The organism is Pseudomonas sp. B19(2017) (genome assembly GCF_002113165.1).
Lineage (GTDB): Bacteria > Pseudomonadota > Gammaproteobacteria > Pseudomonadales > Pseudomonadaceae > Aquipseudomonas.
On record NZ_NEJR01000011.1, the window covers coordinates 1 to 25,865 of the forward strand.

General features: G+C 64.5%; 24 protein-coding genes. 13 read left to right on the plus strand and 11 right to left on the minus strand.

The annotated features are described in order from the left end of the window. Positions 1-6: 6 nt before the first annotated feature. The 3 genes from CAF70_RS15965 to nhaA all read left to right on the plus strand — a co-directional run bounded on the left by CAF70_RS15965 (position 7) and on the right by nhaA (position 3,880). Complete coding sequence (locus CAF70_RS15965; RefSeq protein WP_085625943.1) at positions 7-681, plus strand: COG3650 family protein; 675 nt, start codon at positions 7-9, stop codon at positions 679-681. A 103-nt stretch (positions 682-784) separates the two neighbouring features. Continuing rightward, positions 785-2,392, plus strand: coding sequence for an NAD(P)/FAD-dependent oxidoreductase (locus CAF70_RS15970; protein WP_085625942.1), 1,608 nt, complete (start codon positions 785-787; stop codon positions 2,390-2,392). A gap of 312 nt (positions 2,393-2,704) precedes the next feature. Further along, positions 2,705-3,880, plus strand: coding sequence for a Na+/H+ antiporter NhaA (gene nhaA, locus CAF70_RS15975; protein ID WP_085625941.1), 1,176 nt, complete (start codon positions 2,705-2,707; stop codon positions 3,878-3,880). Positions 3,881-3,949: 69 nt separating this feature from the next. On the opposite strand, the gene CAF70_RS15980 is transcribed toward nhaA, so the two are convergent. Next, positions 3,950-4,414, minus strand: a complete 465-nt coding sequence (locus tag CAF70_RS15980) for a glycine zipper 2TM domain-containing protein (protein ID WP_013973925.1) — start codon at positions 4,412-4,414, stop codon at positions 3,950-3,952. A gap of 146 nt (positions 4,415-4,560) precedes the next feature. Between CAF70_RS15980 and CAF70_RS15985 the strand changes: the two genes are divergently transcribed. Continuing rightward, the gene (locus tag CAF70_RS15985; RefSeq protein ID WP_085625940.1) at positions 4,561-4,794 is read left to right on the plus strand and encodes a hypothetical protein; all 234 of its coding nucleotides are present in this window, start codon (positions 4,561-4,563) and stop codon (positions 4,792-4,794) included. A 40-nt stretch (positions 4,795-4,834) separates the two neighbouring features. Here the strand turns inward: CAF70_RS15985 and pdxH are convergent, their stop codons facing one another. From pdxH to dinG, 5 genes are all read right to left on the minus strand, one after another. Further along, positions 4,835-5,482: a pyridoxamine 5'-phosphate oxidase gene (gene pdxH / locus CAF70_RS15990; RefSeq protein ID WP_085625939.1), complete on the minus strand. Its 648-nt coding sequence runs from the start codon at positions 5,480-5,482 to the stop codon at positions 4,835-4,837. A gap of 18 nt (positions 5,483-5,500) precedes the next feature. Further along, positions 5,501-6,478 carry an OmpA family protein gene (locus tag CAF70_RS15995; protein ID WP_085625938.1) on the minus strand — a complete coding sequence of 326 codons (978 nt, stop codon included), beginning with the start codon at positions 6,476-6,478 and terminating at the stop codon, positions 5,501-5,503. A 99-nt stretch (positions 6,479-6,577) separates the two neighbouring features. Continuing rightward, entirely contained in the window at positions 6,578-7,723 is a 1,146-nt protein-coding gene (locus CAF70_RS16000; RefSeq protein ID WP_085625937.1) for a serine hydrolase domain-containing protein, read from the minus strand. Positions 7,724-7,894: 171 nt separating this feature from the next. Then, complete coding sequence (locus CAF70_RS16005; RefSeq protein ID WP_085625936.1) at positions 7,895-10,129, minus strand: beta-galactosidase; 2,235 nt, start codon at positions 10,127-10,129, stop codon at positions 7,895-7,897. A 79-nt stretch (positions 10,130-10,208) separates the two neighbouring features. Further along, a complete protein-coding gene (gene dinG, locus CAF70_RS16010; protein WP_085625935.1) occupies positions 10,209-12,353 on the minus strand; it encodes an ATP-dependent DNA helicase DinG in 2,145 nt (714 codons plus the stop codon). 98 nt (positions 12,354-12,451) lie between these two features. Here dinG and CAF70_RS16015 point away from each other — a divergent pair, with 98 nt between their 5' ends. Continuing rightward, the gene (locus CAF70_RS16015) at positions 12,452-12,916 is read left to right on the plus strand and encodes a CopD family protein (RefSeq protein WP_085625934.1); all 465 of its coding nucleotides are present in this window, start codon (positions 12,452-12,454) and stop codon (positions 12,914-12,916) included. A 118-nt stretch (positions 12,917-13,034) separates the two neighbouring features. Here the strand turns inward: CAF70_RS16015 and CAF70_RS16020 are convergent, their stop codons facing one another. From CAF70_RS16020 to CAF70_RS16035, 4 genes are all read right to left on the minus strand, one after another. After that, the gene (locus CAF70_RS16020; protein ID WP_085625933.1) at positions 13,035-13,793 is read right to left on the minus strand and encodes a collagen pro alpha-chain precursor; all 759 of its coding nucleotides are present in this window, start codon (positions 13,791-13,793) and stop codon (positions 13,035-13,037) included. Then, positions 13,786-14,061: a DUF1145 domain-containing protein gene (locus tag CAF70_RS16025; protein WP_051100302.1), complete on the minus strand. Its 276-nt coding sequence runs from the start codon at positions 14,059-14,061 to the stop codon at positions 13,786-13,788. The genes CAF70_RS16020 and CAF70_RS16025 overlap by 8 nt, the downstream gene beginning before the upstream one ends. A gap of 98 nt (positions 14,062-14,159) precedes the next feature. Next, on the minus strand, positions 14,160-14,879 hold the full coding sequence (locus CAF70_RS16030; protein WP_085625932.1) for an OmpA family protein: 720 nt from the start codon (positions 14,877-14,879) through the stop codon (positions 14,160-14,162). An 89-nt stretch (positions 14,880-14,968) separates the two neighbouring features. Beyond that, positions 14,969-15,661: an OmpA family protein gene (locus tag CAF70_RS16035; protein ID WP_085625931.1), complete on the minus strand. Its 693-nt coding sequence runs from the start codon at positions 15,659-15,661 to the stop codon at positions 14,969-14,971. Between the two features lie 159 nt (positions 15,662-15,820). Between CAF70_RS16035 and CAF70_RS16040 the strand changes: the two genes are divergently transcribed. Genes CAF70_RS16040 through CAF70_RS16055 form a run of 4 tightly spaced genes read left to right on the plus strand, consistent with a single transcriptional unit; the run spans position 15,821 to position 17,487 of the window. Further along, positions 15,821-16,315: a DUF6231 family protein gene (locus CAF70_RS16040; protein ID WP_085625930.1), complete on the plus strand. Its 495-nt coding sequence runs from the start codon at positions 15,821-15,823 to the stop codon at positions 16,313-16,315. Positions 16,316-16,317: 2 nt separating this feature from the next. Beyond that, complete coding sequence (locus tag CAF70_RS16045; protein WP_085625929.1) at positions 16,318-16,794, plus strand: YchJ family protein; 477 nt, start codon at positions 16,318-16,320, stop codon at positions 16,792-16,794. Positions 16,795-16,796: 2 nt separating this feature from the next. Continuing rightward, positions 16,797-17,282 (plus strand): LEA type 2 family protein, encoded by a 486-nt coding sequence (locus CAF70_RS16050; RefSeq protein WP_085625928.1) that lies wholly within the window; start codon positions 16,797-16,799, stop codon positions 17,280-17,282. A 7-nt stretch (positions 17,283-17,289) separates the two neighbouring features. Beyond that, positions 17,290-17,487 (plus strand): SEC-C metal-binding domain-containing protein, encoded by a 198-nt coding sequence (locus CAF70_RS16055; RefSeq protein ID WP_085625927.1) that lies wholly within the window; start codon positions 17,290-17,292, stop codon positions 17,485-17,487. A 54-nt stretch (positions 17,488-17,541) separates the two neighbouring features. Here the strand turns inward: CAF70_RS16055 and CAF70_RS16060 are convergent, their stop codons facing one another. Then, positions 17,542-18,738 (minus strand): MFS transporter, encoded by a 1,197-nt coding sequence (locus CAF70_RS16060; protein ID WP_085625926.1) that lies wholly within the window; start codon positions 18,736-18,738, stop codon positions 17,542-17,544. Between the two features lie 154 nt (positions 18,739-18,892). Here CAF70_RS16060 and CAF70_RS16065 point away from each other — a divergent pair, with 154 nt between their 5' ends. From CAF70_RS16065 to CAF70_RS16080, 4 genes are all read left to right on the plus strand, one after another. Further along, complete coding sequence (locus CAF70_RS16065; protein WP_085625925.1) at positions 18,893-20,233, plus strand: PLP-dependent aminotransferase family protein; 1,341 nt, start codon at positions 18,893-18,895, stop codon at positions 20,231-20,233. A 159-nt stretch (positions 20,234-20,392) separates the two neighbouring features. Further along, positions 20,393-22,834 (plus strand): penicillin acylase family protein, encoded by a 2,442-nt coding sequence (locus CAF70_RS16070; RefSeq protein ID WP_085625924.1) that lies wholly within the window; start codon positions 20,393-20,395, stop codon positions 22,832-22,834. A gap of 194 nt (positions 22,835-23,028) precedes the next feature. Next, entirely contained in the window at positions 23,029-24,045 is a 1,017-nt protein-coding gene (locus tag CAF70_RS16075) for a ligase-associated DNA damage response exonuclease (RefSeq protein WP_085625923.1), read from the plus strand. Further along, positions 24,042-25,700, plus strand: coding sequence for an ATP-dependent DNA ligase (locus CAF70_RS16080; RefSeq protein WP_085625922.1), 1,659 nt, complete (start codon positions 24,042-24,044; stop codon positions 25,698-25,700). Before CAF70_RS16075 ends, CAF70_RS16080 begins: the two co-directional genes overlap by 4 nt. Positions 25,701-25,865 lie beyond the last annotated feature (165 nt).

The window sequence follows — 25,865 nt, forward strand, 5'->3', positions numbered from 1 at the left end:
GCCCCCATGCGCCTCACCCCCACCCTGCTGCTCACCGCCCTGCTGCCCCTGTTCGCCGGCTGCCAGCTCATGGCTGACGCCCCCAGCGATCCGAACATCGGCACCACGCGCATGCAGGGCGAGCTGCGTGCCGCCGGTGGCCAGCTGCTGTTCAAACCGTGCAGCGAAAACCGTACCTTCGTGATCAACGACATCGGCGCCACCGGCATCCTGCAGGAAGCCGCCAACCTCGCCAAGGACGCCAACGACAAGCTTTTCGCCGACGTCCGTGGCCGCCTCACCGGCAGCAAGCAGGCCAACAACGACGGCCAGCTGGAAGTACGTCGCCTGTACCGCCTGGAACCCTCGACCCGCGCCTGCGAAGACCCCAACTTCAGGCAGCTGACCCTGCGCGCCAATGGCCACGAGCCGGAGTGGGACATCAAGGCCAGCGGCAAAGGCATGGTACTCAACCGCGTCGGCCAGGCCCCCCTGCCCCTGCCCTTCCTGGAAGAAGAAGTGCCCGGCGGCGGCCTGACCCTGACCAGCGAAGCCAACGGCCAGCACGTGGAGCTGTGGGTCGCACCTCAGCGCTGCGTAGACACCGCCACCGGTGCCATCCACCACCTGCGCGCCGAATTGCGCATCGACGGCAAGACCCTGCAGGGCTGCGGTTACTACGGCGGTGCACGCGACAACTGATCGCCGGGCGCTTTTATCCTGCCAGTCGAGGCGGCGAACAGCTTATACTTGGCGGTTTGTGTAAAGCCGCCGGCCGCCCATGGCCGGGATACTGGACCCTGCCATGCTACGAATCACCGAACTGAAGCTGCCCCTGGACCATCCCGACGAAGCCCTGCGTGAAGCTATCGTCCAGCGCCTGGGCATCCGCGACGAGCAACTGCTCAGCTTCAACCTGTTCAAGCGCAGCTACGATGCGCGCAAGAAGAACAGCGAACTGCTGTTCATCTACACCATCGACCTGGAAGCCAGCAACGAAGCCGAACTGCTCAGCAAGTTCGCCGACGATCGCAACATCGGCCCGGCGCCAGACGTAACCTACAAGTTCGTCGGCCAGGCCCCGGCCGACCTGCAGGAGCGCCCGATCGTGGTCGGCTTCGGCCCGTGCGGCATTTTCGCTGGCCTGTTGCTGGCGCAGATGGGCTTCAAGCCGATCATTCTCGAACGTGGCAAGGAAGTACGTCAGCGCACCAAGGACACCTGGGCCCTGTGGCGCAAGAGCGTGCTCAACCCCGAGTCCAACGTGCAGTTCGGCGAAGGCGGCGCCGGCACCTTCTCCGACGGCAAGCTGTACAGCCAGATCAAGGACCCGCAGCATCACGGCCGCAAAGTGCTGGAAGAGTTCGTCAAGGCCGGAGCGCCGGACGAGATCCTGTACATCAACAAGCCGCACATCGGTACCTTCCGCCTCACCGGCATGGTCGAGCAGATGCGTCAGGACATGATCGCCCTGGGTGCCGAAGTGCGCTTCCAGCAGAAGGTCACCGACCTGCTGATCGAAGATGGCCAGCTGACCGGCGTGGTGCTGGAAAGCGGCGAACAGCTGCATTCGCGCCATGTGGTACTGGCCCTGGGCCACAGTGCCCGCGACACCTTCCGCATGCTGCACGCCAAGGGCGTGTACATGGAAGCCAAGCCGTTTTCGGTGGGCTTCCGTATCGAACACCCGCAAACACTGATCGACAAGGCGCGTCTGGGCAAGTACGCCGGCCACCCGAAACTCGGTGCCGCCGACTACAAGCTGGTGTACCACGCCAAAAACGGCCGATCGGTGTACAGCTTCTGCATGTGCCCGGGCGGCACCGTGGTAGCCGCCACCAGCGAACCGGGCCGGGTGGTTACCAATGGCATGAGCCAGTACTCGCGTAACGAGCGCAACGCCAACTCCGGCATCGTCGTCGGCATCGACCCCGAGCGCGATTACCCGGGCGGCCCGCTGGCCGGCATCGAGTTGCAGGAACGCCTGGAAGCCCACGCCTACGTGATGGGTGGCAGCAACTACCAGGCTCCGGCGCAGCTGGTGGGTGACTTCGTTGCCGGCCGGCCATCGACTGCGCTGGGCAGTGTCGAGCCGTCCTACAAGCCGGGCGTGACCCTGGGCGACCTGGCGCCGAGCCTGCCGGACTTCGCCATCGAGGCTATCCGCGAAGCGCTGCCGGCGTTCGACCGGCAGATCAAAGGCTACAACCTGCATGATGCGGTGCTGACCGGGATCGAGACGCGCACCTCGTCGCCGCTGCGCATTACCCGCGGTGAGGACTTCCAGAGCCTGAACCTGAAGGGGCTGTTCCCGGCGGGTGAAGGGGCCGGCTATGCGGGCGGGATCCTGTCGGCCGGTGTCGACGGGATTCGCATTGCCGAGGCAGTGGCGCGGGATATGCTCGGCCTCTGACTCGTTATCGCCTGCCAGGGCCCTTTCGCGGGCTCGCCCGCTCCCACAGGTGCCGCGCCAGATCTGAATGTGGCGCGGTACCTGTGGGAGCGGGCAAGCCCGCGAAGAGGCCCTGGCAAGCATCAGAAAAATCCGGCCCAAACCTCAGACTTCCCTTCCCCCTTCCTTCCCCATTTCCATCTAGGCTTCCCTCAGCCCAGCCAGCAACACCATATAACAAAAACGAATATGGTTTTTGTTTGAAAGCATATCGTCACAGGCTAGGGTGTACCCCCGTTCCATCGTTAACTGCTCATGGAGAGCCCATAGCCCGTGCGTAGCCTGTTAACCCGTTTCATCCAGCTCGAAGCCGCCAGCGGCCTGCTACTGATTGCTGCGGCCATCCTGGCCCTGGTCATCAACAATTCACCGCTGTCCTACCTGTACAGCGGCCTGCTCGACGTGCCCGTCGCCGTACAGGTCGGCGCTCTGCACATTGCCAAGCCGTTGCTGCTGTGGATCAACGACGGGCTGATGGCCCTGTTCTTCCTGCTCATCGGCCTTGAGGTCAAGCGCGAGGTGGTCGACGGCCACCTGTCCAAGCCCTCGCAGGTCATCCTGCCTGCCACCGCTGCCGTGGGCGGCATGGTAATACCTGCACTGATCTACTGGTTCATCAACCGTGACAACCCCGCGGCCGTGGCCGGCTGGGCGATCCCCACCGCCACCGATATCGCCTTTGCCCTCGGTGTGCTGGCCCTGCTGGGCAAGCGCGTGCCGGTGTCACTGAAACTGTTCCTGATGACCCTGGCGATCATTGACGACCTGGGTGCGATCATCGTCATTGCGCTCTTCTACTCGGGCACCCTGTCGAGCATGTCACTGCTGCTTGCCGCCATTTGCCTGATAGTGCTGGTGGCCATGAACCGGCTCGGCGTGGTCAAACTTGGCCCATACATGGTCGTTGGCCTGATCCTGTGGGTTTGCGTGCTCAAGAGCGGCGTGCATGCCACCCTGGCTGGTGTGGCCCTGGCCCTGTGTATCCCGCTGCGCACGCGCCATCCCGAACGCTCACCGTCGCTCGCCCTGGAACACGCCCTGCATCCCTGGGTCGCCTACGCCATCCTGCCGCTGTTCGCGTTCGCCAATGCCGGTGTATCGCTGGCAGGCATGACCGTGGAAAGCTTCACCCACCCGGTGCCGCTGGGTATCGCCGCCGGGCTGTTGCTGGGCAAGACCGTGGGTGTGTTCGGCCTGACCTGGGTCGCGGTCAAGCTGCGCCTGGCCGCACTGCCTGTCGGCGCCAGTTGGGGGCAATTGCTGGGTGTGGCGATACTCTGCGGTATCGGCTTCACCATGAGCCTGTTCGTTGGCTCGCTCGCGTTTGTGCCTGGCAGCAGTGAATACGCGGGGATGGACCGCATGGGAATCCTCACCGGTTCGTTCTTCGCCGCCGTTATCGGCTATGCGATAACCGCCATGGCCAGCCGCAAGCCCAGTATCGGCTGACTTGGCCACTGCATGAAAAAACCCCGACTGGCGAGCACCATGTCGGGGTTTTTTCTTGTTGCGCTACGGTCAGTGCGTGACGCGGCTGGTACCGTCGACGGTCATGATGCGCACACGGTCGCCAACGCGGAAGATCTCGTTCTGCTGCACAGCCTGCACATAGGCACGCATGCTGCCATCGTCCTCACGCACGGTGATTTCGACACCCTGGGTACGCGTCAGGCCTTCTTCGGCGGCAGACCCGGCCAAGCCACCGGCAACGGCACCGATCACGGCGGCGACGATGCTGCCACGACCACCGCCCACGGCGCTGCCGGCCACGCCACCGACGATGGCACCAGCACCACCGCCGATCGGGGTCTTGGTACCCTCGATCTTGACCGGACGCAGGGATTCGATAGTGCCCATACGCACGGTTTGCACACGGCGGGCCTCATCACGGGAGTAGCTGTCACCGGTCAGGCTCGAGGCACAGCCACCCAGCAACAGCGACATGGTGGTAAAGGTTGCCACCAGCAAAGCGGATTTACGCATGGGTAAGGTCTCCATAAGTCAGGTGCTCATTAGACGCTGCAGGTTGACGGCTGTCACGGTACAAACGTAATAAAATTGTTTTCATTCAGCCGAGGTACAGCCGGCGAGGCTGTATCGAGGCCTTTCAAGTGAGACCAAGGATAGCCATGGATTACTTCATCGTCGTGGTCACAACGGTTGCGGGGCTGTATTTCCACTGGTGGCTGTATGTGCGCATGCGCCGCTGGATGGACCGTGACCTGGCGTTGTCACTGGCTGGTTCGGACCCCGGAAAACGCGCGTACATGGTGCAAAGGCTGGAGCAAGCACGGCTGGAGAAGGTGGGGCGCAAGCAGTTGGCGGGGTGGTTGGAGCGGGAGGCTGCGGGATATCCGGGGTAGCGTTGTGTCATGAAAGGGCCGCAAAGCGGCCCCTACAATCTCAGGGCGCCAGCCGCTCCCGCAGCCATTGCCCATCCACCAGTCGGTAGTTCAGTCGGTCATGCAGGCGGCTGGCCCGTCCCTGCCAGAACTCGATGCGTTCAGGCAGCAACCGATACCCACCCCAATGCTCAGGGCAATGCGGCTGGGTGTCGGAGAAGCGCGCCTCGGTGGCCTTGACCAGCCCCTCCAGCTCCTCACGGCCAGCAATTACCCGGCTCTGTGGCGAAGCCCAGGCCCCTAGGCGACTGCCCAGCGGGCGCACCTGGTAGTAGGCGTCCGACTCTTCGGCCGTGACCTTTTCCACCCGCCCTTCGATGCGTACCTGGCGCTCCAGCGCTGGCCAGAAGAAGGTCATGGCGGCGAAGGGGTTAACCAGCAGTTGCTGGCCCTTGGCACTGTCATAGTTGGTGAAGAAGGTGAATCCACGCTCATCGAGCCCTTTCAGCAGCAAAACGCGGCAGTGAGGGCGGCCTTCACCATCGACAGTGGCCAAGGTCATGGCGTTGGCTTCCACCGGTACCTGCTCGGTTTTCACCGCATCGGCGAACCACTGGTGAAACAGGGCGAACGGCTCCCCCGGGGCCTGGGCTTCAGCCAGACCATCACGGGTGTAGTCGCGGCGCATATCGGCCAGGGATTGGGTCATTGCTGCGTTCCTTGACGATCAGTTGGTCTTCGCAGGGCTATTGGCAGCTACTTTCTTGTCAGCGGTAGCTTTCTTGGCGACGGGCTTGACCGGCGCGGCTTTTTTCTTGGCCGTGGTCTTGGCTGGCGCCTTGGCCTTGGCTTTGGTAGCAGGCTTCTTCGCCGCAGCCTTGGTGGCCGGCTTGCTGTCGGCAGCCTTGACGGCAGGCGCCTTGACGTCCTGTACCGCCACCATCGGGGCCCGCGCCGGGGCGGCTTGCTGGTACTTGGCCAGCAGGGCGACCATGGTGTTCTGCGGGGTCAACAGCATTTCCACACGGCGGTTCAGGGCACGGCCCTCGGCGCTGTCGTTGGCAGCGCGCGGCATTTCCGAACCCATGCCCTTGAGGTTCAGGCGGTCACGCTGCAGGCCGCTGAGGCGGAAGATCGCCGACACCGAAGCGGCGCGCTCCAGGCTGAGCTTCTGGTTGGCCGCAGCGACACCGCTGCTGTCGGCATGGCCAAGCACCAGTACTGCGGTCTTGGCATCGCCCTCGACAGTCTTGGCCACCCGGGTGATCGGGCCCAAGGTCATCGGCAGCAGCATGTTCGGACGATCAGGGTTGTACGAGCTGTCCACCGGGATGGTTACAGCCAGCACGTTGTCACGGCGCTCCAGCTCCAGCTTGCTGCCCTTGATAGCCTCACGCAGCTTGGGCTCGTACTCGTCCAGCCAGGCCTGGGTAGCCTTCTGGTCGATCTTCGGTACAACCGGCCCTTTGGCCTGCTTCTCTTCACCGCCGAACGGCCACCACCAACGGCTGGCATTCTCGGACTTGGCGTCGGCCTTGGCCACGTTTTCAGTGACGGCTTGCTTCACTTCCTGCTCGGCAACCTTGTCCGAACCGAAGGGCCACCAGCTCGAGGCGCTGTCCTTCGAGCCGTCCTGGGGGTGACTGGCGCAGCCGGTAACGGCGGTCAGGCACAGGGCGAGTGCTAAGGTTTTGTGTGAAGACATCAGCGATACACCATGAAATAGAAAGAAATTTTCGCTACGCCCTTAAGGCGTTGGCAATGAGGATAGTCAAAGGGCTGGGGCAACACCCGCATTACCCGATCAAAGGCAGCTGGCAAGGACACGTACCAGTTTCTGGGCGCGCGGGTCCATGAGCACATACGGGCCAAGGGTATTGACCACGAAACCGAAGGCGACATCGTATTCCGGGTCAGCGAAACCGACCGAACCACCAGCGCCTGGGTGGCCGAAAGCGCGGGCCCCGAGGCCAAAGGTGGCGTTGGCCACGTCGGGCTGGTCAAGCATGCAGCCCAGGCCAAAACGGGTCTGGGTGAGCAGGGTGCGATCCTGGCCGAGGCTGTGCTCACGGGTCAGTTCGTCGAGCAGCTCGGATTCGAGCAGGCTACCGTCCAGTAACCCGGCATAGAAGCCAGCCAGGCTGCGCGCATTGCCATGCCCATTGGCCGCTGGCTGCTGCATGCGCCGCCATTCCGGCTTGTTGGTGCTGGTCAGGATCGCCGGCGGGTTGGTGAAGGCACGGGTGGACAGGGCCTCAGGCTCGCGCAGGGTCACCTGCAGCAGGCGCTGGGCCGCAGCGTCGCCGGCGTTGCCCTTGCCACGGGCGATATGCGCCACGCGATGGAACTCGTCGTCCGCCAGGCCAATATGAAAATCCAGCCCCAACGGCGTCGCGGTACGGGCAACGATCGAGTCGCCGGGGCCCCGGCCATCGGCACGGCGGATCAGCTCGCCGATAAGCCAGCCGTAGGTGATGGCGGCATAGCCGTGCTCGGTCCCCGGTGTCCACCAGGGCGTTTCGGCAGCCAGCGCATCGACCATGGCCTGCCAGTCATACAGCGCCTCGGCCGGCAGCAGTTCACGGATGGCTGGCAAACCGGCACGGTGGCTGAGCAACTGGCGCAGAGTGATCGCCTGTTTGCCGGCCTGGGCAAACTCGGGCCAGTAATTGGCCACCGGGGCATCCAGAGACAGCTTGCCCTCGCCAACCAGTTGCAGGGCAGTGACAGCGGTGAAGGTCTTGGTGCAGGAGAACAGGTTGGCGATGGTGTCGCTGTGCCAGGCCTGCTGGCCGTCCTTGTCGGCGCTGCCGGCCCACAGGTCGACCACGGTCTCGCCACCGACCTGGATGCACAGCGCGGCGCCACGCTCCTGGGGATCATCGAACAGCGCGGTGAAGGCTTCGCGCACTGCTTCGAACTTCAGCTCATAGTGACCCTGGATCTGCACCCGCTGTTCTCCGTACGACCATTTCCGAAAATGGTGTGCATTGTTTCAGTAGTTTGGCGTTTTGCAAACTGGCTTGGGCTGGGTGGTCGCGACGAATGGTAGCCAAGCTGGACTTACTGTCTTGCTCAAAATCCCAAACCATGTGCCGCTCCCACAAGATATGTGCACTAGTCAGGGAATAAGCTTTTCCAGTTGGGCACGCAGCTGGCTCATTGCCTGCAAGTTGCTCTTGCGCACGGCATCGACAAACCCCGGGTATGGCATATCGGTGATCGCTACCAGCCCAAGGTGGCCGTTCTCACCATCGAGCAGGCGCCCGCTGGCCGGCTGGTCAAGGTACTGGAACCAGTGCGCACCAACGATCATCGGCTGCGCCAGCGCCGCCTTGAGGAAGTTGCCGTAGGCCGGGCCACGGTCTTCTTCCCGTGCCACTTCCAGCGGCCCCGGCCAGAACGGCCCGCGATCGCGGGAGCCAAACTGGAATTCGGACACCAGCACCGGCTTGTCCAGCTCGGCCAGGCGGGCGAAGTCGTAGCCGTCCTGCGGCTTGAGGGTATAGAAGTTGAAGCTGAGCACATCACAGAATTCGGCGCAGGCCTTGACCGCCTCCGGCGTGCTCACGGCATAGCGGCCGCCCAGCAACAAGTGATTGGGCGCATGCCACTTCAACGAGTCGGCAATGGTCCTGAAGTAGGTTTCGGCGAATACCTGCTGGAAGTGCTGGTAGTCACGCTCGATTTCCGGGTGCTCCGGGTCGGGCAACGGTGCCTCGAAGCCCGGGTCCTCCATCAGTTCCCAGGCGGTCAGCTCGATACCCCAGGCCCTGGACAGCCCTTCCTGGTTACGGTACTTGTCGCGCAACTGCTTGAGGAAGGCGCGCTTGGCCGGCACATCGGTGGTCAGGCGCAAGGTCCCATAGGCCAGACCGTAACGCGCCTTGGGGTCGCTACCAGGAGCGGCCCAGGCCAGTTCGTTGTCGGCGAAATAGCCGATCAGCCAGGGGTCGTCACGGTGATCGCGGGCAGCAATGGCCACGGCGCGCTCGGTAGCCATGGCGAAACGCGGGTCGAACGGGTCGGGCATGCGGCCCCACCAGTCCATGCCGGTGCTGATGCTGGCGTAATCGCCCACGATCGATAGCGGCAAGGTGTACGGCATGCGCCTGGCCTGGCCCAGGGCCGGCTCGCTCCAGTTGCCCAGCGTATTGAAACCCCAGGCCTGCAGGCGGTCGAGCGCATGCGCCTGCCAACGGGCGGCATCCAGCACCAACGGCGGGCAGTTGGCCGGTTGCCCCTCAACTGCCGGCGGGCAGGGTTTGCCATAGATACGCTGCAGGTTGGCGGCATAAAAGTCGAACCAGCGCCCCTGTTTGAAATTGCGCCCTTGCGACGACGCGTTGCCGTCGTCGTTATTGCCGTCGCCATAAAATGCCGCCAGTGCATCGCCCTCGCCCGGCAAGGCTTTGAACATCCCTTCCCGCCCGGCAACGTAGGTTCGCCCGCCGTCCGCGGCCACGGCATTTACCCCCAGGGAATAGAACGGGTGCCCCTCGGGCGTTACCAGATACCAGCGGCCATCACGTTTTTCCGTGCGGAAGAAACCTTTGGCCGCGAACGCCGGCCCGGCCAGCAGGCCACCGTACGTGTCCAGTTGCTGCTTGCCACGCTCCGCCAGCCAGCCTTTGAGCTGTTGCTGCTCCCGTACATCGGCCGCCTTGAGCTGCTCGTCACTGGCAACCTTCTCGGGCCAATGGCCGCGGGTGGACTGGCCATAGGCATCGATCAGCGCGTGGTAGGCCGCCTTGTAGGCCTGGTCGTCATCCTGGATGCCCACCCGCTCGATCAGCAGGTTCTGCGCCACCTTGGGGTTGGGAATGCTCAGGCTGAGGGAGGCCACCTGCCTGAGGTCGACTGCGCCGGTACTGCTGGTCAGCAGCAGGCGCTGGCCAGCATGGTTCCAGGGCATCGGCGGGCCAGCGCGCATGCCCTGGCTCAGCGGCGAGCTGGCCATCAGCGGTACCATCACGGTCTGTGCAGGACCGGCCGGCAAGTCAATGCGGCTGGTCAACATGCGGCCATCACTGCCCTGCACCACGACATCCACGGTCAGCGCCCAATCCATCGCGCTCTGCAGGCGCAGGGTCAGGAATTGCCCGCCGGACCAGTCCCACACGCCGTTTTGCGGGGTCAGCCGCAGGGTCGGCCGCTGGGCCGGGTTGAACACCACGCGCCGCAACACTTCGCCTTCGGCCGTCTGCTCCGCGTTGTACTGCGGCATGCCGGCATCCTCGGTCGCCACATTGACCACCGAGGCCGGGCGCACGAAACTGAACAGCGTCTGCTGCCCAGCCAGCAAGGGCGAACTGAACAACAGGGCGAAAACGGCGGGCAGGGTGCGGCGGACCATAAGGCTGGGGCTCTCCTTCAGGGCCCTCATGGCCCACGACTGAGTAATGGACAACGCGCCGGAGCAAGTGCTCCGGCGGTCAGGAAATCTCCCGCCGGAATGGCGGCAGCGCATTGAGAATAGCCTTGCCGTAGCGCTGGGTGACCAGGCGCCGGTCAAGCAAGGTGATGACACCGCGATCCTGTTCGGTTCGCAACAGGCGGCCGCATGCCTGGATCAGCCGCAGCGAGGCGTCGGGCACGGCAATTTCCATGAACGGGTTGCCGCCGCGAGCCTCGATCCACTCGGCCAACGCGGCTTCGACCGGGTCGTCGGGCACGGCAAAGGGAATCTTGGCTATCACCACATGCTCGCAGTAGGCACCCGGCAGGTCGACACCCTCGGCAAAGCTGGCCAGGCCGAACAGCACGCTGTGCTGGCCATCGTCGACGCGCGCCTTGTGCTTGTTCAGGGTTTCCTGCTTGGACAGGTTGCCCTGGATCAGCACCAACTTGCGCCAGTCACGGTCCAGGCCATCGAACACGTCCTGCATCTGCTTGCGCGAGGAGAACAGCACCAGCGCGCCGCGAGCATCTTCGACGATGTTCGGCAGTTCGCGAATGATCGCAGCGGTATGCGCCGCCGCATCGCGCGGGTCTGCCTTGAGGTCGGGGACTCGCAGCAGGCCGGCATCGCCATGCACGAACGGGCTGGGCACCACGCAGGTGACCGCGTCACGCGGCAACCCCGAGCGCATGCGGAAGCGGTCGAACTTGCCCAGCGCAGTCAGCGTCGCCGAGGTCACCAACGCGCCATGGGCCACGCTCCACAGGCTGCGGCGAAGCATTTCGGCGGCCAGGATGGGGCTGGCATTGACTTCGATGTCGAACAGCGCACCGCTCTCAGCCAGGGTAAGCCAGCGGGCCATGGGAGGGCTGTCTTCCGGGTCTTCGGCGGTAAAGGCCGTCCACAGTTCCCAGTTGCCCTGGGCACGGGTTACAAGACTGCCGAACAGCGGGTACCACTCCTCGGCCTGGTGGCTGGCAATGCCGATGTTGACCTCGCCATCCATGCCTTCCTTGAGCAGGTCGGCCAGACGGGTGAACAGGTCGTTAAGGCGGGCAAAGCCCTTTTTCAGCTCGATGCCCACCTCGCGAATCTGCTCCGGCACCACGCCGCCTTCGAAGCGGTAGCGGGGGCGCTCACGGCCTTCGTTGTCCTCGCTGGGGCGGAAATCGGCAACCTGCTCGCACAAGGTGAACATGAACTGCTGCTGGGTGCGCACTTCCCGCGCAAGCTCCGGCACCTGCTCGATGTACTTGCCCAGGTCACCGGGCAACGGGTGCTGGGCCAGCAGCTTGGTCAGGTTCTTGGCGGTCTGCTCCAGCCAGTCGGCGGTGGAGCGCAGGCGCGAATAATGGGCGAAATGACCAATGGCCTTGTCTGGCAGGTGGTGGCCTTCGTCGAACACGTACATGGTATCGCGCGGGTCGGGCAATACCGCGCCGCCGCCAAGGGCCAGGTCGGCCAGCACCATGTCGTGGTTGGTGACGATCACGTCGACCTTGCCCATGCCCTCGCGGGCCTTGTAGAACACGCACTGCTGGAAGTTCGGGCAGTGACGGCCTGTGCACTGGCTGTGGTCGGTGGTCAGGCGCGCCCAGTCCTGGTCTTCCAGGGCTTCGGGCCAGCTGTCGCGGTCACCGTCCCAGCGGTTGCCGGCAAGCTTCTCGATCATGCTGTTGAACAGCTTCTGGCTGCGCTCGTCGACTTCGATGCGGAAACCTTCTTCCTCGAACAGCTGGGCGGTAGCCGATTGGGCGTGCCCCTCCTGCAGCAGGATGTCGAGCTTGGACAGGCACAGGTAGCGGCCGCGGCCTTTGGCCAGGGCGAAGCTGAAGTTCAGCCCGCTGCTGCGCATCAGGTCCGGCAGGTCCTTGAAGACGATCTGCTCCTGCAGCGCCACGGTGGCGGTGGCGATCACCAGGCGCTTGCCGGCAGCCTTGGCGGCCGGAATGGCAGCCAGGCTGTAGGCTACCGTCTTGCCAGTACCGGTGCCCGCCTCCACTGCCACCACGGCAGGCTCGCCGGCACGGCGGCCTTCTTCGTCACAGGCAATGTCGCCGAGCACCTTGGCCACTTCGGCGATCATCAGGCGCTGGCCATAGCGTGGCTTGAGGCTCTTGGCTTCGAGAAAACGCGTATAGGCGCCCTGGATGGTGGCTTTGAGTTCGTTGCTGATCATGGTCTGCAGGCGCCCGGAGGGCTGGATATATTTTCAGTGTTTCGCATGGGGCGGCTATCATACCCCGCTATTGCCCTTTATGCCGCATGGAGATCCGGATGCTTGCCTTTGCCCTGCCCTACACACTGCATGTCCTGGCCGCCCTGGTGTGGGTCGGCGGCATGTTCTTCGCCTGGCTGGTGCTACGCCCGGCAACGGTTGCAGCCCTTGAAGGGCCTGCCCGGCTGCGCCTGTGGGTGGAAGTTTTCCGACGTTTCTTCGGCTGGGTCTGGCTGGCGGTGGCGATTTTGGCGATAAGTGGTATCGGCATGTTGCACATGCGTTTCAGCGGCTTCGAGACTGCACCGAAGTATGTGCACGTGATGATCGGTGGGGGCATCGCCATGTTTGCCCTGTTCATGCGCATCCAGGCGTTGCTGCTGCCGGAACTGAAGGCGGCGGTGCAGGCCGAGGACTGGCCGGCGGGTGCGGCAGTGCTGGGGCGGATTCGGCGGATGGTCGGGATCAACCTGCTGCTGGGCCTGGCCGTGGTAGCCGTGGCCAGTTCGCGCCTGGTGATCTGATGCTGCCTGCACCGGCCCTATCGCCGGCAAGCCGGCTCCCACAGGAATAGCGCATGGCTTGGTGTCAGTGCGGTCGAGGTGGGAGCCGGCTTGCCGGCGATAGGGCCAGTACAGGTTTTCACAGGCGCTGCAGGATCAGTTCGCCCGCTGCCCCCGCCAACCCGGGCTGGCCCGGCTGCCCCGGGCGGCCGTTAGCCCCGGCATCGGTGCGGTACACCAGGCAACCCTTGCTCGCCCCGCCTTTACCGGCCTTGCCTGCAGCCCCGGCCTTGCCCGGTGCGCCACCGTCCAGACGCACCACGATGCGTTCCTGCGGGAAGCCCTGCGGCACGCTCAGGCGGATACGCCCACCCGGCGCACCATCGTGCCCGTTGCCGCCGTCATCGCCATTGGCACCGCGGCTGGCCTGGCCCCAAGTGCAACCACCGGCCTGGCCGTTGGCGCCATCGAGCCCCACATAACCCGGTGCACCGGCACCACCACGGGCATCGATCGCCAGCCGCTCGGCATCCACTTCAGCCAGTTTCAAGTCCAGGCTGCGGCCCGATCGGGCTCCGCGTTGGTAACTGCCCGCGGCCCCCGGCGCACTGAATTCGCTGCCCTGCGCCAGCCGTGCGCTGCGCGCCTCGATCAGCAACGGGCTATCGGACGGTGCAATGGCGATACGCGCATCGCGCCCCAGCTCCAGCTGGTCGACCTTCAGTTCGGCGAGCGTGGCAGGCAGCAGCAGGGTTGCGGCATCGGCGACACGCAGGTGCGCAAGGTGCACGCTGGCCGACTTGTCGGGCAGGCGCAGCATGGAGTTGGCAGCGACCTCCAGGCTTTCGGCCTGGGCCAGGGGCGCGGCCAACATGGCCAGCAACATCAGATTACGCATTTCGCGGCGCCTCCTGCGCTCGAGGAATGGACATGACATGGAAGATACCCGTCAACAGGATCTGCAAGCGATCGAACCAGCGGTGGCTGCGCCCGCGCAGGCTGCCATTGAAGAACAGCACTTCAAGCAGGTGCAGCCCCAGCAAGGCGATGCCGGCGGCGTTGATCAGAAGGTTGAAGGGCAAGGGTTGTGGCATCAACTGATTGAACAACACCACACCCCAGAAAGCGACTGTCAGGACCTTGCCCAAGCCCAGGATGAACTTCATTTCCCGCCCCTATCAGGTTGTTGTTATGTCGAGACGGCCCGTTCGAGCGGGTCGCGCGGCAACATTAACTGCAATGCCAAGGCAGGCGCCAGCACCGCTCAGTTGAGGCGCAGCTCCACCCGTCGGTTACGGGCGCGGCCCTCCTCGCTTTCGTTATCGGCGAGCGGCTCACTCTCGCCACGTCCCTGGCTGGTGACCTTGCCCGGCGCCAGCCCGTGGGCGATCAGGTACCTCGCCACGCTACCGGCGCGGCGTTCGGAAAGTGCCTGGTTATAGCTGTCGGAACCCACATTGTCGGTGTGCCCGATCACACTGACCTTGGCCACCGTCGCCGAATCGAGTTTCGCCACCAGGCCTTGCAGGCGCTGTTGGGCCGCCGGGGTCAGCTCGGCGGAATCGAAGGCGAACATCACCGCGCCGTTGTCATCCAGGATGATCACCTCTGGCGAGGGTTCAGGTTCAGTGGCTGGCGGCGATGCGGGGTACACCTTCAACGGGCAACCCATGTGGTCGACCGCAGTGTTGGCGGGAGTATCGGGACAACGGTCGCGGCGGTCGAAAATGCCGTCGCCATCTTCGTCACCATCCTGGACGTAACAGATCAGGCCCCCGGCAATGGCACCCAGGGCACCGCCGCCAGCCGCCCAGCTTGAACTTTCGATGGCGCCCAGGCCACCCCCGACCAGGCCACCGAGCAGGCTGCAGATAGGCCAGGTCCTTTGGTTGAGAGGGGCGCGGCCATCGCTATGGGTGGCGCAGCCCGCGAGCAGGCTGGTAGCCACCAACAGCGGCAACGCCGCCTTCGACGTCACACTCATGCTGAATGCTCCTTTGTCATTGGCCACCAACGGCTGATTGCTTTGCAGGCACGCCCGTGCCACTGCTCAAGGCACGGGCGCACGCCGCTCTACCGCTGGATCTTGATCTCGGTACGGCGGTTCATGGCACGCCCGTCGGCCGTGGCGTTGTCCGCTACCGGTTGGGTTTCACCGGCCCCGACCACCGACACGAAGCTGCTACGCGGCACACCGCTCTCGACCAGGTAATCGGTTACCGAGTGGGCACGTCGCTCGGACAGTTTCTGGTTGTAGCTGTCGGAGCCGACACTGTCGGTATGGCCGGTGACGCTCAGGCGAGCGGACGGCGCTTCCTGTTTCAAACGCGTGGCAATGGTATTGAGGCGCTCTTTGTCGCTGGCGGTCAGGCGCGCAGAGTCGAACTCGAAGTGCACATCGCGGATGACGATGACTTCTTCCTTCTGCACCACCACTTCCTCGACTACCGCAGCCGGCTCCGGCGGGCAGCCGTTGGCATCGACCTGCACACCACGCGGGGTGCCAGGGCACTTGTCACGGCTGTCCGGCACGCCGTCACCATCCTCGTCGCCATCGCCATGAGACCAGCAATAGCCCGCCGCCAGGCCACCGCCCAGCAACGCGCCCCAGCCAGCCCAGCTGGAACTCTCGATGGCGCCCAAGGCAGCGCCGCCTACACCCCCGACGGCGGCACATTTCGGCCAGTCGGTCTTTTGCAAACCTGCACAACCAGTCAACACACTGGTGAGCAGGACCAGGGGTATCGCTGTGCGTACTATGCTCATTTCATTGCTTCTCCTAGGGGGAATCGGCATAAGGCCGATCTCTGGGAGTAAAGACGCAGCATTTGATCCCTGCCACCAATAAGCCACGACACGGTTACCTGCCTCTTTGCCCGCACGCTGCGGCCCGCTAGTCTTGGACGACTTCAACGAGGATTGCCAATGACCGACGGTTTTTCCCCGCGCACCCCGCAGCAGGCCCTGGCGGCCCTGCTGGAGCGCTTTACCCCGCAACGTCTGCTGCTGGTGGGCACGCGCTTCCCGGCGCTGGATGCTTTTGCCCAGGCGCACCCACAGGTAACCATCGCTACTGCCGCCCCGGGCCCGCTACCGGCCGAACTGGCAGCCCAGCGCTTTGACCTGGCAGTACTGGTGGACTGCCTGGAGCACCTGCCCAAACGCACCGGCCTGGAATTGCTCGGTGGCATTCGCAACCTCAATGCCAGCCGGGTTGCGGTGCTGGCCGACCTGGCTGCCTGTGGCTGGCAAGACACCGATTTCTTTGCCCTGGCGCTGTCGGCGAGCGAGAAATTTTGCCGGGACCAGCAGGTATTGAGCCTGTTCACCTATGATCTACATGACTACAAACAGGTACCGGACTGGCTCAACGCCAAGTTCTGGGCCAACCCCGAAAACTTTGGCAAGTACTGGTGGTGATGATGAGTGTCTCGGTCTGCCCTTGCGGCAGTGGCAACCTGCTCGACGCCTGCTGTGGGCATTACCATGCCGGCACCCCGGCACCGGACGCCCAGGCCCTGATGCGCTCGCGCTACAGTGCCTACGTGCTGGGCCTGGTCGACTACCTGGTGGCCACCACCCTGCCGGCGCAGCAAGCCAGCCTGGACCGCGCCGCCATGGCCGCCTGGAGCGCCCAGAGCACCTGGCTGGGCCTGGAGGTGGAAAGCGCAGAGGTGCTGGGCGGCCAGCCGGAGCATGGTTTTGTCACCTTCACCGCACGCTGGCACGACCAGGAAGGTGACCATCAGCACCGCGAGCGCTCGGCATTTGTCCAGCATGCCGGGCGCTGGTACTTCATCGATCCCACGGTCGGGCTCAAGGCCGGGCGCAACGACCCCTGCCCCTGCGCCAGCGGCCAGAAGTTCAAGAAATGCTGCGCCAGTTACGTCGGTAACTGAACATGATCGCCCGCACCCGCCCACTGCTGTTCGCCATCCAGATGACATGGCTGGCACTGCTGGCGGGCTGCGCCAGCTGGGGCGGTGACGAGTGGCGCGAACCAGAGGTGCACCTGGTCAAGGTGGAGACGGTCAAAGCCAGGTTGCTGGAACAGGAGTTCGAACTGCACCTGCGGGTCGACAACCCCAACGACAGCCGCCTGTTCATCCGCAATCTGTCGTATGCCATACGCCTCAATGACCTGTTGCTGGTGCAGGATGAAACCAGCCTGTGGCGCAGTGTCGGCGGGCATTCCCGGCGGACCTTCAAGATAACCGCACGGACCAACCTGTGGCAGCACCTGAAGCCACTGGCCAAGCTGCTGAAAAGCGGGCAACCGCTGCACTACAGCCTTCAGGGCGAGCTGGCGACAGGGTTGCTCATCCATCGGGACCTGCACTTGTCGCGCAGTGGTGAGATAATCCCCGGCGATTACAACCCGGAGTAACCCTGCAATGTCCCAACAACCCCACGTTCATGGCCCTGACTGCAACCACGACCATGACCACCACCACGATTATGGCCATGTACACGGCCCGCACTGCAACCACGGCCACCAAGAGCCGGTACGCAACGCCCTGAAAGACGTCGGCCGTAACGACCCGTGCCCGTGCGGTAGCCAGAAAAAGTTCAAGAAGTGCCACGGCGCCTGACCTGAACAGCACGTGCGCGCCCCTGCCGTGGGCCGCGCAGCGGCTAGCCGGGGCCTAGCTGGCCCTGGCAGGTCCTGCCAACTTGCGCTGCAGCACCCCGGCGGTGGCCAGGAGCAGCACGATGCACAGGGCCATGCAAATGGCATTGGTGCCGTCCCAGCCGGCCGCACCCAGCAACAACGACGGGCTGAATGCGCCAACGGTCGCAAACACCGCAATGGCCAGGTCGTTTTTGCCCTGCATCTGCATCGCTGCCGGGCTGTTCTGCAGCGTTTGCGCCAACAGCGCCCCTCCACCCACGTAGGTCAGGTTCCAGCCCAGACCGAGGGCGATCAGCGACAAGGTCATCATCGCGTAGCTGTGCGACCACATGTTCATGGCCGTACAACCAATCAACAGGCCCAGGCCGAGGCAGATGGTGGCCCTGATCCCCAGCTTGTGGATGATGGCGCCGGTGAAGAACGACGGGGCAAACATGGCAATTACATGCCATTGAATCGCCAGACGAACGTCGGAAAAGTCCTCATGCATGTGTTTCATATGCATCGACGCCTGGATCATCAGCAAATTCATGATCCCGTAGCCCAGCGCGGCCACTGCCATGGCCAAGGCGACCACCGGGCTCAGCAGCTCGGTGGCTGCACCCGCCGGTTTCGCTGCACGGTCGTTTCTGGTGATAGCGCTGTCGCCGGGCAGACAGGCTGCTATCAGCAAGGACATCACCGCCAGGCCGACAAAAGCGGCGTAACACAGCGAAAATAGCGGATACCCGCCAACGTCGCGCAGCCACTCGGTGAGCGCCGGCCCGACCACGGCAGCGATCACCCCGCCTGCCACGACCAGAGAAAGCGCTTTGGGCTTCAGGTTCTGGGCCAGATTGTCGGTGGCCGCGAAGCGGTTGAAGTTGGCAAACGCTATATATATGCCCAATGCCGAATGGCTGATGACCAGGGTCGGGAAGTGCTGGTATTGCACCGCCAGGTAACCACTGACGCCAGACACCGCCAAAGGGATCGAGCCCAACATGAAGGCGCGCTTGCGGCCAATGCGGCTCATCAGCCTGGAAACCGGATAGGTGGCCAGCATCAGGCAGAGAAACTGGAAACCATAGGGCACGGTAGACCACGTGGCGGCAGGCGCCAGCGCCGCCCCGACAATGGCCGCCATGGTCACGGACATGACAGCAGTCGTCAGGTTGATCGATTGCGCGGTGAAATACAGGTACGTGCGCCGCGGAAGTGTGCTCGACATAGCGTGTGCTCAGGGTAAGTGGACGGGGCAATTTTCGGCATGGGAAAGCGTCGACAGGTGCATGGTGGCATCTGTCGAACCCGCAGATGCGAACAGTCGACGCACTTTCCGGTTAACTGTTAGGCTGTTTTTTCTAACAGCTGCTGGACCTGCCATGCGCCCGCACAGCCTTCATGACCAGTTGAAACAACGCCTCGAAGCCGGCGAATGGCTGCCCGGCCAGCGCATGCCGTCCATACGCAAGCTCACGGCGGCAGTCGGCTGCAGTTACCACGATGTCGTCTCCAGCTACGCCCGGCTGGTCAGCGAAGGGGTGTTGACCGCACTGCCTGGCCGCGGTTACTTCGTCGCCAGCCACCCACGGCAAACCAGTGCGGTGGTCGCGCCTGCAGGCATGTCCGGCGACCCACTGTTCAAACTGCTGCAAGGGGGCAGGCACTACACCAAACTGGGCAGCGGCTGGCTGCCACCCGCCTGGCGTGACACCGAGCTGCTGGCCAGGGCGATTCGGCGCACGGCACGGCTGGAGCAGAGTTCGCTGGCGGAATATGGTGACATCCAGGGCTACCTGCCAATGCGCAAACAGTTGTGCGTGCACCTGAAACGCCTGACCCGTGTCGATGCCCAGCCAGCCCAGTTGCTGACTACGCTGGGCGCCACGCAAGCACTGGATCTGGTGGCGCGGCTGTTGATCAAGCCAGGCGATCACGTGTTCGTCGACGAGCCCGGCAATGGCAACCTGATCAAGCTGATACAACTGGCCGGTGGCCACGTGGTCGGGGTGCGGCGAACCCAGGACGGACCGAGTGTGGAAGACATGAAGGACCACCTGGCCAGGCACAAGGTCAAGGCATTCTTCTGCAACAGTACCTTCCACAACCCGACTGGCGGCAACATCAACCCGCACAATGCCTTCAGCGTCCTGCGCCTGGCGGTGGAGCACGACTTCTTCGTGGTCGAGGACGATGTCTACGGCGACTTAAGCCCGGGTGTTCGCCAGACCTTTGCCGAACTGGACAACCTTGAGCGGGTCATCTATATCGGCAGCTTCTCGAAATGCCTGTCCGCCTCATTGCGCGTGGGCTACATCGCCTGCTCGGCACAGCTTATAGAGCCGCTGACACGCCTGAAACTGCTGACCTGCGTCGCAGTGCCGGCGTTTTGCGAACGCTTCGTCAACACCATCTTGTCCGACGGCACCTATGCCCGACACATGCAAGACCTGCAGCAGCGCCTGATCCGCCAGCAGGCGCAGACCCAACAGTTGTTGCGGGCGCGTGGCTGGCAGTTCGATATAACACCGCAAGGCGGCATGTTCGTGTGGGTCTATCACCCCGAACTGGCCGACCTGCAGCCCTTCATGCATCGCCTGGAACAACGCAAGGTGCTATTGATGCCAGGCTCGGCCTTCGCTGTCAGCCGTGACTACCAACGCCATGCGCGCATCAATTGCACGCACTTTTCCGATGCCGTGGCCGAGCATTTCAAGGTTTGAGTGCCTGTCTGGAATTTTGAGGCGGCGCTCGATTGCACAGGCGCCACACAACCCACGGCAAGCACAAAAAATAAACCGCCCAGGGACCTTGCACGGCGCCTGCGCGCTCACTACCTTAGCGCCTTTCCATACCCGCCACGCCTTGCAGGAGCCCTTGTCATGGCCGCCCCCGCCTTTCCTCCATTCCGCCCGCGGTTCGCAACCGCTGCCACGCTGCTCGGCATGCTCGGGCTGGCCGGCTGCCAGACGGGCGGCTATCAGGACAGCGTGCCACCGACCAGCGGCGTGCAGCCGCTCAAGGGCCTCGCGCAGAACGTTTCGGTTCGGCGCAACGCGATGGGCGCACCACTGATCGAAAGCAGCAGCTTCCATGACGCCCTGTTCAGCCTGGGCTATGTGCACGCCGGCGACCGCATCGAGCAAATGGTCGCCATGCGCCTGCTGGCCCAGGGCCGCCTGGCAGAACTGGCCGGCAGCGACGCGCTGGACATCGACCGCCTGATGCGCGCGGCCAACCTCAAGCAGAGCGCCGCCCAGCAATACGCCGACGCCTCGCCACGGCTCAAGCGCTTCTTCGAAGTGTATGCACGCGGGGTCAACGCCTACCTCTTCCGCTACCGCGACAAGCTGCCAGCCAGCCTGGCCGGCAGTGGCTACCGTCCCGAATACTGGAAGCCCGAAGACTCGGCGCTGATCTTCAGCCTGTATGCCTTCAGCCAGTCGGTGAACCTGCAGGAAGAACTGACTGCCCTGACCCTGGCGCAGAAAGCCGGCAGCGACAAGCTGGCCTGGCTGCTGCCCGGAGCCCCGGACGAGCCGTTGGCCGAAGCCGAAGTGGACAAGCTCAAGGGCTTGAACCTGGCCAGCCAGTTGCCGGGGCTACCGGCGCTGGCAGCTGCCAGCCAGAAGCTGGCCGACCTCGACCTGCTGGGCAGCCCGGGCTCGGCCAACCTGGCCCTGGCGCCGCAGCGCAGCCGCAGCGGCAAGAGCCTGCTGGCCAGCGACAGCCGGGCCGCCTGGGCCCTGAGCCCGGTGCAGATCCACACCGGCAAGTACCAGGTCGCCGGCCTGTCGTTGCCCGGCCTGCCAATCGTACTGGCCGGCTATAACGGCAAGCTGGCCTGGAGCAGCAGCGCGGTCATGGCCGACAACCAGGACCTGTACCTGGAGCAACTGCGCCAGCAGGGCAGCCAGCTGAGCTACTTGGCCGACGGCAAATGGCTGCCCGCCCGTGCCCGTAGCGAAACCTTCTTCGTCCGCGGCCAGCGCCCGCTGCGCGAGGTGATGTACGACACCCGCCATGGCACCCTGCTGGCCCAGCCAGGCAATGCCAGCCTGGGCCTGGCGCTGAACCTGCCGCAGTTCAAGGGCGACCGCAGCCTGGATGCGCTGTTCGACCTGACCCGTGCCAAGAGCGTGGAGCGTGCCTTCGACAGCACCCGTGAAGTGACCGCTGCCGCCCTCAACTTCGTCTTCGCCGAGCCCGAACACATCGGCTGGCAAGTCAGTGGCCGCTACCCCAACCGCCGCGAAGGCCAGGGCCTGCTGCCCTCGCCGGGCTGGGACGGGCGCTACGACTGGGACGGCTATGCCGACCCGATGCTGCACCCTTACGACCAGGACCCGCCCGCCGGCTGGATCGGCCACGCCAACCAGCGCAGCCTGCCGCGCGGTTATGGCATGCAGCTGTCCAGCACCTGGTACTACCCCGAGCGCGCCGAACGCCTGGCCCAGCTGGCCGGCAATGGCCGCCACGACAGCCGCAGCCTGATGGCCCTGCAGAACGACCAGACCACCCTGCTGGCCGACAAGCTCAAGCAGATGTTCGACGCCCCGGGCATGGCCCAGCCGCTCAAGCAGGCGATCGATGCCCTGCCCGCCACACAGCGCGACAAGGCCCGCGACGCACTGGCCCGGCTCAAGGCCTTCGATGGCCGCCTGAGCCCGGTGTCGAGCGATGCCGCGCTGTACGAACTGTTCCTCCAGGAAGTGGCCCGGCAAACCTTCCTCGATGACCTGGGCCCGGAATCCGGCGCGGCCTGGCAGGCTTTCGTGAGCAATGCACGGTTGTCGTTCTCGGCGCAGGCCGACCACCTGCTGGGCCGCGACGACAGCCCGTTCTGGGATGACCGCAGCACCCCGCAGAAAGAAGACAAGCCGGCCATTCTGGCCCGCAGTCTGGCTGGGGCGGTGGATGCTGGCACCGCGCAACTGGGTGCCGACCGCCGCGCCTGGCAGTGGGGCAAGCTGCACCAGTACCGCTGGCCGGCACCGGCCTACCATGGCCTGGGCGATGCCCTCAACCGCTCGCCGCTGGCTGCCGGTGGTGACTTCACCACCCTGGCCCTGACGCCATACGCCTGGGGCAGCGACTTCGACACCCGCCTGCCGGCCTCGGCACGGATGATCGTCGACTTCAGCCAGGCCGAACCGTTGCAGGTGCTGACCAGCAGCGGCCAGTCCGGCAACCCGGCCAGCACGCATTACAGCGACGGGATGGATGCCTGGTTCAAAGGGCGCTTCATGAGCCTGCCACTGCAGCAGCAGAACTTCGGGCGGGCGTATGGCAACCAGCGTTTGACGTTGGTGCCTGGGCGATAGGAGATGTATCGGGGAGGCTGAGAGGTGCTTGATCGGACCTTTTCAGCGCCTGTGAGATCGAGCGCCGCGCGGGCGGCGCTCGATCTCACAGGCGCTGCCAGTTGCCAGCCCGGCACCTGCCAGCTCCAACCCGTCCGAACTTCTCTCCTCCGCCACGGCTCCTAACTGGTAACCCAATCAGTGCACAAAGCTCCATGGACCTCGTCATCGCCCGCCCCGAAGGCCTGTACTGCCCGCCCGGTGATTTCTACATCGACCCTTGGCGGCCAGTGGAGCGTGCCGTCATCACCCATGGTCACGGCGACCATGCCCGCATCGGCAACCGCCATTACCTCACCGCCGCCCCAGGAGCCGGCATCCTGCGCAGCCGCCTGGGTCAGGACATCGCCCTGCAAACCCTGCCGTATGGCGAACGCCTGCTGCACCATGGCGTAACCCTGAGCCTGCACCCGGCCGGGCATGTACTGGGCTCGGCGCAAGTGCGCCTGGAGTACCAGGGCGAGGTCTGGGTCGCCTCCGGCGATTACAAAGTGGAGCCCGACGGTACCTGCACGCCGTTCGAACCGGTGCGCTGCCACACCTTCATCAGCGAATCGACCTTCGGCCTGCCCATCTACCGTTGGCCCAGCCAGGGCGAGATCTTTACCGGCATCAATGCCTGGTGGCGCGCCAATTGCGAACAGGGCAAAGCCAGCGTGCTGTTCTGCTATGCCTTCGGCAAGGCCCAGCGAATCCTCCACGGGGTGGACGCCAACATTGGTCCTGTACTCGTGCATGGCGCTGTCGAACCACTCAACCGGGTGTACCGGGACGCTGGCATCTACCTTCCGCAAACCCGCTATGTCGGCGATATCCCACGCAACGACCCGCTGCTGCGCCAGGCGCTGGTGCTGGCACCGCCTTCGGCGGGTGGCAGCAGCTGGATGCGCCGTTTCGGCGACTACAGCGATGCCTTTGCCAGTGGCTGGATGCTGTTGCGCGGCACCCGCCGCCGGCGTGGGGTGGACCGCGGTTTCGTGCTTTCGGACCATGCCGATTGGCCGGGGTTGCTCTGGGCAATCGGCCAGACTGGCGCAGAGCGCGTGATGGTCACCCATGGCTCGGTCAATGTGCTGGTGCGCTACCTCATCGAACAAGGCCTCGATGCCCGCGCCTTCGTGACCGAGTACGGCGACGAAGATGACGTTGTAGCAGCGGAGCCAGACGCATGAAAGCATTCGCCGAGCTGTACCTGAGGCTGGATGCGACCACTTCCAGCACTGCAAAGCTCAAGGCGCTGCGCGACTACTTCAGCACCGCCCCGGCTGTGGATGCTGCCTGGGCGGTGTACTTCCTGGCCGGTGGCCGCCCTCGCCAACTGGTGCCTACCCGTGTGCTGCGGGAGCTGGCCGGTAGCCTGGCGGGGCTGCCTGACTGGCTGTTCGAGGAATGCTACCAGGCCGTTGGCGACCTGGCCGAAACCATTTCCCTGCTGGTACCGGAAAGCCACACCCCTGGCGACGAAGGCCTCGCCCGCTGGGTTGAAGCCCATCTACTGCCATTGCGGAGCCTGCCGGCCGAAGAGATCCAGCAACGCCTGCCGCCCCTTTGGGCACAGCTGGACCGCCCCAGCCTGATGCTCTGCCTGAAACTCATCACTGGCAGCTTTCGCGTGGGCGTATCGAAGCTGCTGGTCACTCGCGCCCTCGCGCAACTGGCCGGGCTGGATGCCAAACGCGTGGCCCAGCGCCTGGTTGGCTACACCGACATCAGCCACCGCCCGACGGCAGCCAGCTATCAGCGGCTGATAGCCCCGGAAACAGACGATGAACATAGCCAGCGTGGCGGCCAGCCCTACCCGTTTTTTCTGGCCCACCCCCTACAGGTGCCAACCGAGCAGCTAGATGCACTGCTCGGGCCGCCGAGCGAATGGCAAATCGAGTGGAAGTGGGACGGCATTCGCGCCCAGGTGGTCAAGCGCGAAGGCCAGCTGTGGGTCTGGTCGCGCGGTGAGGAACTGGTCACCGAGCGCTTTCCCGAACTGCACAGCCTGGCGCAGCTACTTCCCGACGGGGTCGTGCTCGATGGCGAGATCCTGGTGTGGAAACCGGGCAGTTCGGCGGATGAACTGGCGGTCCAGCCCTTTGCCCTGTTGCAGCAACGCCTGGGTCGCAAAACCCTGGGCAAGAAGCTGCTGAGCGATGCGCCAGTGGTCCTGCAAGCCTACGACCTGCTGGAATGGCAAGGCGAGGACTGGCGCAGCCGGCCGCAGCACGCGCGCCGTCGGCAGCTGGAACGTGTGCTTGAAGAACACCCATTGGCCCCGGTGCTGCTCTCGCCCCTGCTCGCAGGCCCGGACTGGTCCGACCTTGCCCGCCAGCGCGAACAGTCACGCGCCCTGGGGGTGGAAGGCTTGATGCTGAAGCAGCGCGAGGCCTTGTATGGCGTAGGCCGGACCAAAGACATGGGCACCTGGTGGAAGTGGAAGATCGACCCGTTCAGCGTCGATGCCGTACTGATCTATGCCCAGCGCGGCCACGGCCGCCGGGCCAGCCTGTACAGTGACTACACCTTTGCCGTATGGGACGCGCCAGCCGGTACCCCGGGGCGGGCACTGGTCCCCTTTGCCAAGGCCTATTCAGGGCTCAGTGACGAAGAGATGCGCAAGGTCGACGCCATCATCCGCAAGACCACGGTTGAAACCTTCGGGCCGGTACGCAGCGTGACGCCGACGCTGGTGTTCGAGCTTGGCTTCGAGGGCATCGCCCTGTCCAGGAGGCACAAGAGCGGGATTGCCGTGCGCTTTCCGCGGATGCTGCGCTGGCGGCTGGACAAGCCGGTGGAAGAAGCGGATGACCTGGCGACATTGCAGGCGCTGCTGGCCTGAAACCATTTCGATACCGCGTTGGCTTTTTCGCGGGCTCGCCCGCTCCCACAGGTTCGTCACAGGCCCCAAGGATTGTGAGGTTCCTTGTGGGAGCGGGCGCGCCCGCGAAGAAGCCGACGGGGTAATCGGAGCACAATGAAGGAGGCGCAAGCCCGAAAACTGTGC

What these genes read in the sequence shown, in the direction of transcription:
- CAF70_RS15980 (WP_013973925.1), bottom strand. Translation starts at nt 4,414, where the DNA reads ATGCGTAAATCCGCTTTGCTGGTGGCAACCTTTACCACCATGTCGCTG.
- CAF70_RS15970 (WP_085625942.1), top strand. Translation starts at nt 785, where the DNA reads ATGCTACGAATCACCGAACTGAAGCTGCCCCTGGACCATCCCGACGAA.
- CAF70_RS15995 (WP_085625938.1), bottom strand. Translation starts at nt 6,478, where the DNA reads ATGTCTTCACACAAAACCTTAGCACTCGCCCTGTGCCTGACCGCCGTT.
- CAF70_RS16035 (WP_085625931.1), bottom strand. Translation starts at nt 15,661, where the DNA reads ATGAGCATAGTACGCACAGCGATACCCCTGGTCCTGCTCACCAGTGTG.
- pdxH (WP_085625939.1), bottom strand. Translation starts at nt 5,482, where the DNA reads ATGACCCAATCCCTGGCCGATATGCGCCGCGACTACACCCGTGATGGT.
- CAF70_RS16055 (WP_085625927.1), top strand. Translation starts at nt 17,290, where the DNA reads ATGTCCCAACAACCCCACGTTCATGGCCCTGACTGCAACCACGACCAT.
- CAF70_RS16080 (WP_085625922.1), top strand. Translation starts at nt 24,042, where the DNA reads ATGAAAGCATTCGCCGAGCTGTACCTGAGGCTGGATGCGACCACTTCC.
- CAF70_RS16025 (WP_051100302.1), bottom strand. Translation starts at nt 14,061, where the DNA reads ATGAAGTTCATCCTGGGCTTGGGCAAGGTCCTGACAGTCGCTTTCTGG.
- CAF70_RS16005 (WP_085625936.1), bottom strand. Translation starts at nt 10,129, where the DNA reads ATGGTCCGCCGCACCCTGCCCGCCGTTTTCGCCCTGTTGTTCAGTTCG.
- CAF70_RS15985 (WP_085625940.1), top strand. Translation starts at nt 4,561, where the DNA reads ATGGATTACTTCATCGTCGTGGTCACAACGGTTGCGGGGCTGTATTTC.
- dinG (WP_085625935.1), bottom strand. Translation starts at nt 12,353, where the DNA reads ATGATCAGCAACGAACTCAAAGCCACCATCCAGGGCGCCTATACGCGT.
- CAF70_RS16040 (WP_085625930.1), top strand. Translation starts at nt 15,821, where the DNA reads ATGACCGACGGTTTTTCCCCGCGCACCCCGCAGCAGGCCCTGGCGGCC.
- CAF70_RS16030 (WP_085625932.1), bottom strand. Translation starts at nt 14,879, where the DNA reads ATGAGTGTGACGTCGAAGGCGGCGTTGCCGCTGTTGGTGGCTACCAGC.
- CAF70_RS16015 (WP_085625934.1), top strand. Translation starts at nt 12,452, where the DNA reads ATGCTTGCCTTTGCCCTGCCCTACACACTGCATGTCCTGGCCGCCCTG.
- CAF70_RS16060 (WP_085625926.1), bottom strand. Translation starts at nt 18,738, where the DNA reads ATGTCGAGCACACTTCCGCGGCGCACGTACCTGTATTTCACCGCGCAA.
- CAF70_RS16050 (WP_085625928.1), top strand. Translation starts at nt 16,797, where the DNA reads ATGATCGCCCGCACCCGCCCACTGCTGTTCGCCATCCAGATGACATGG.
- CAF70_RS16075 (WP_085625923.1), top strand. Translation starts at nt 23,029, where the DNA reads ATGGACCTCGTCATCGCCCGCCCCGAAGGCCTGTACTGCCCGCCCGGT.
- CAF70_RS16070 (WP_085625924.1), top strand. Translation starts at nt 20,393, where the DNA reads ATGGCCGCCCCCGCCTTTCCTCCATTCCGCCCGCGGTTCGCAACCGCT.
- CAF70_RS15965 (WP_085625943.1), top strand. Translation starts at nt 7, where the DNA reads ATGCGCCTCACCCCCACCCTGCTGCTCACCGCCCTGCTGCCCCTGTTC.
- CAF70_RS16020 (WP_085625933.1), bottom strand. Translation starts at nt 13,793, where the DNA reads ATGCGTAATCTGATGTTGCTGGCCATGTTGGCCGCGCCCCTGGCCCAG.
- CAF70_RS16045 (WP_085625929.1), top strand. Translation starts at nt 16,318, where the DNA reads ATGAGTGTCTCGGTCTGCCCTTGCGGCAGTGGCAACCTGCTCGACGCC.
- CAF70_RS16065 (WP_085625925.1), top strand. Translation starts at nt 18,893, where the DNA reads ATGCGCCCGCACAGCCTTCATGACCAGTTGAAACAACGCCTCGAAGCC.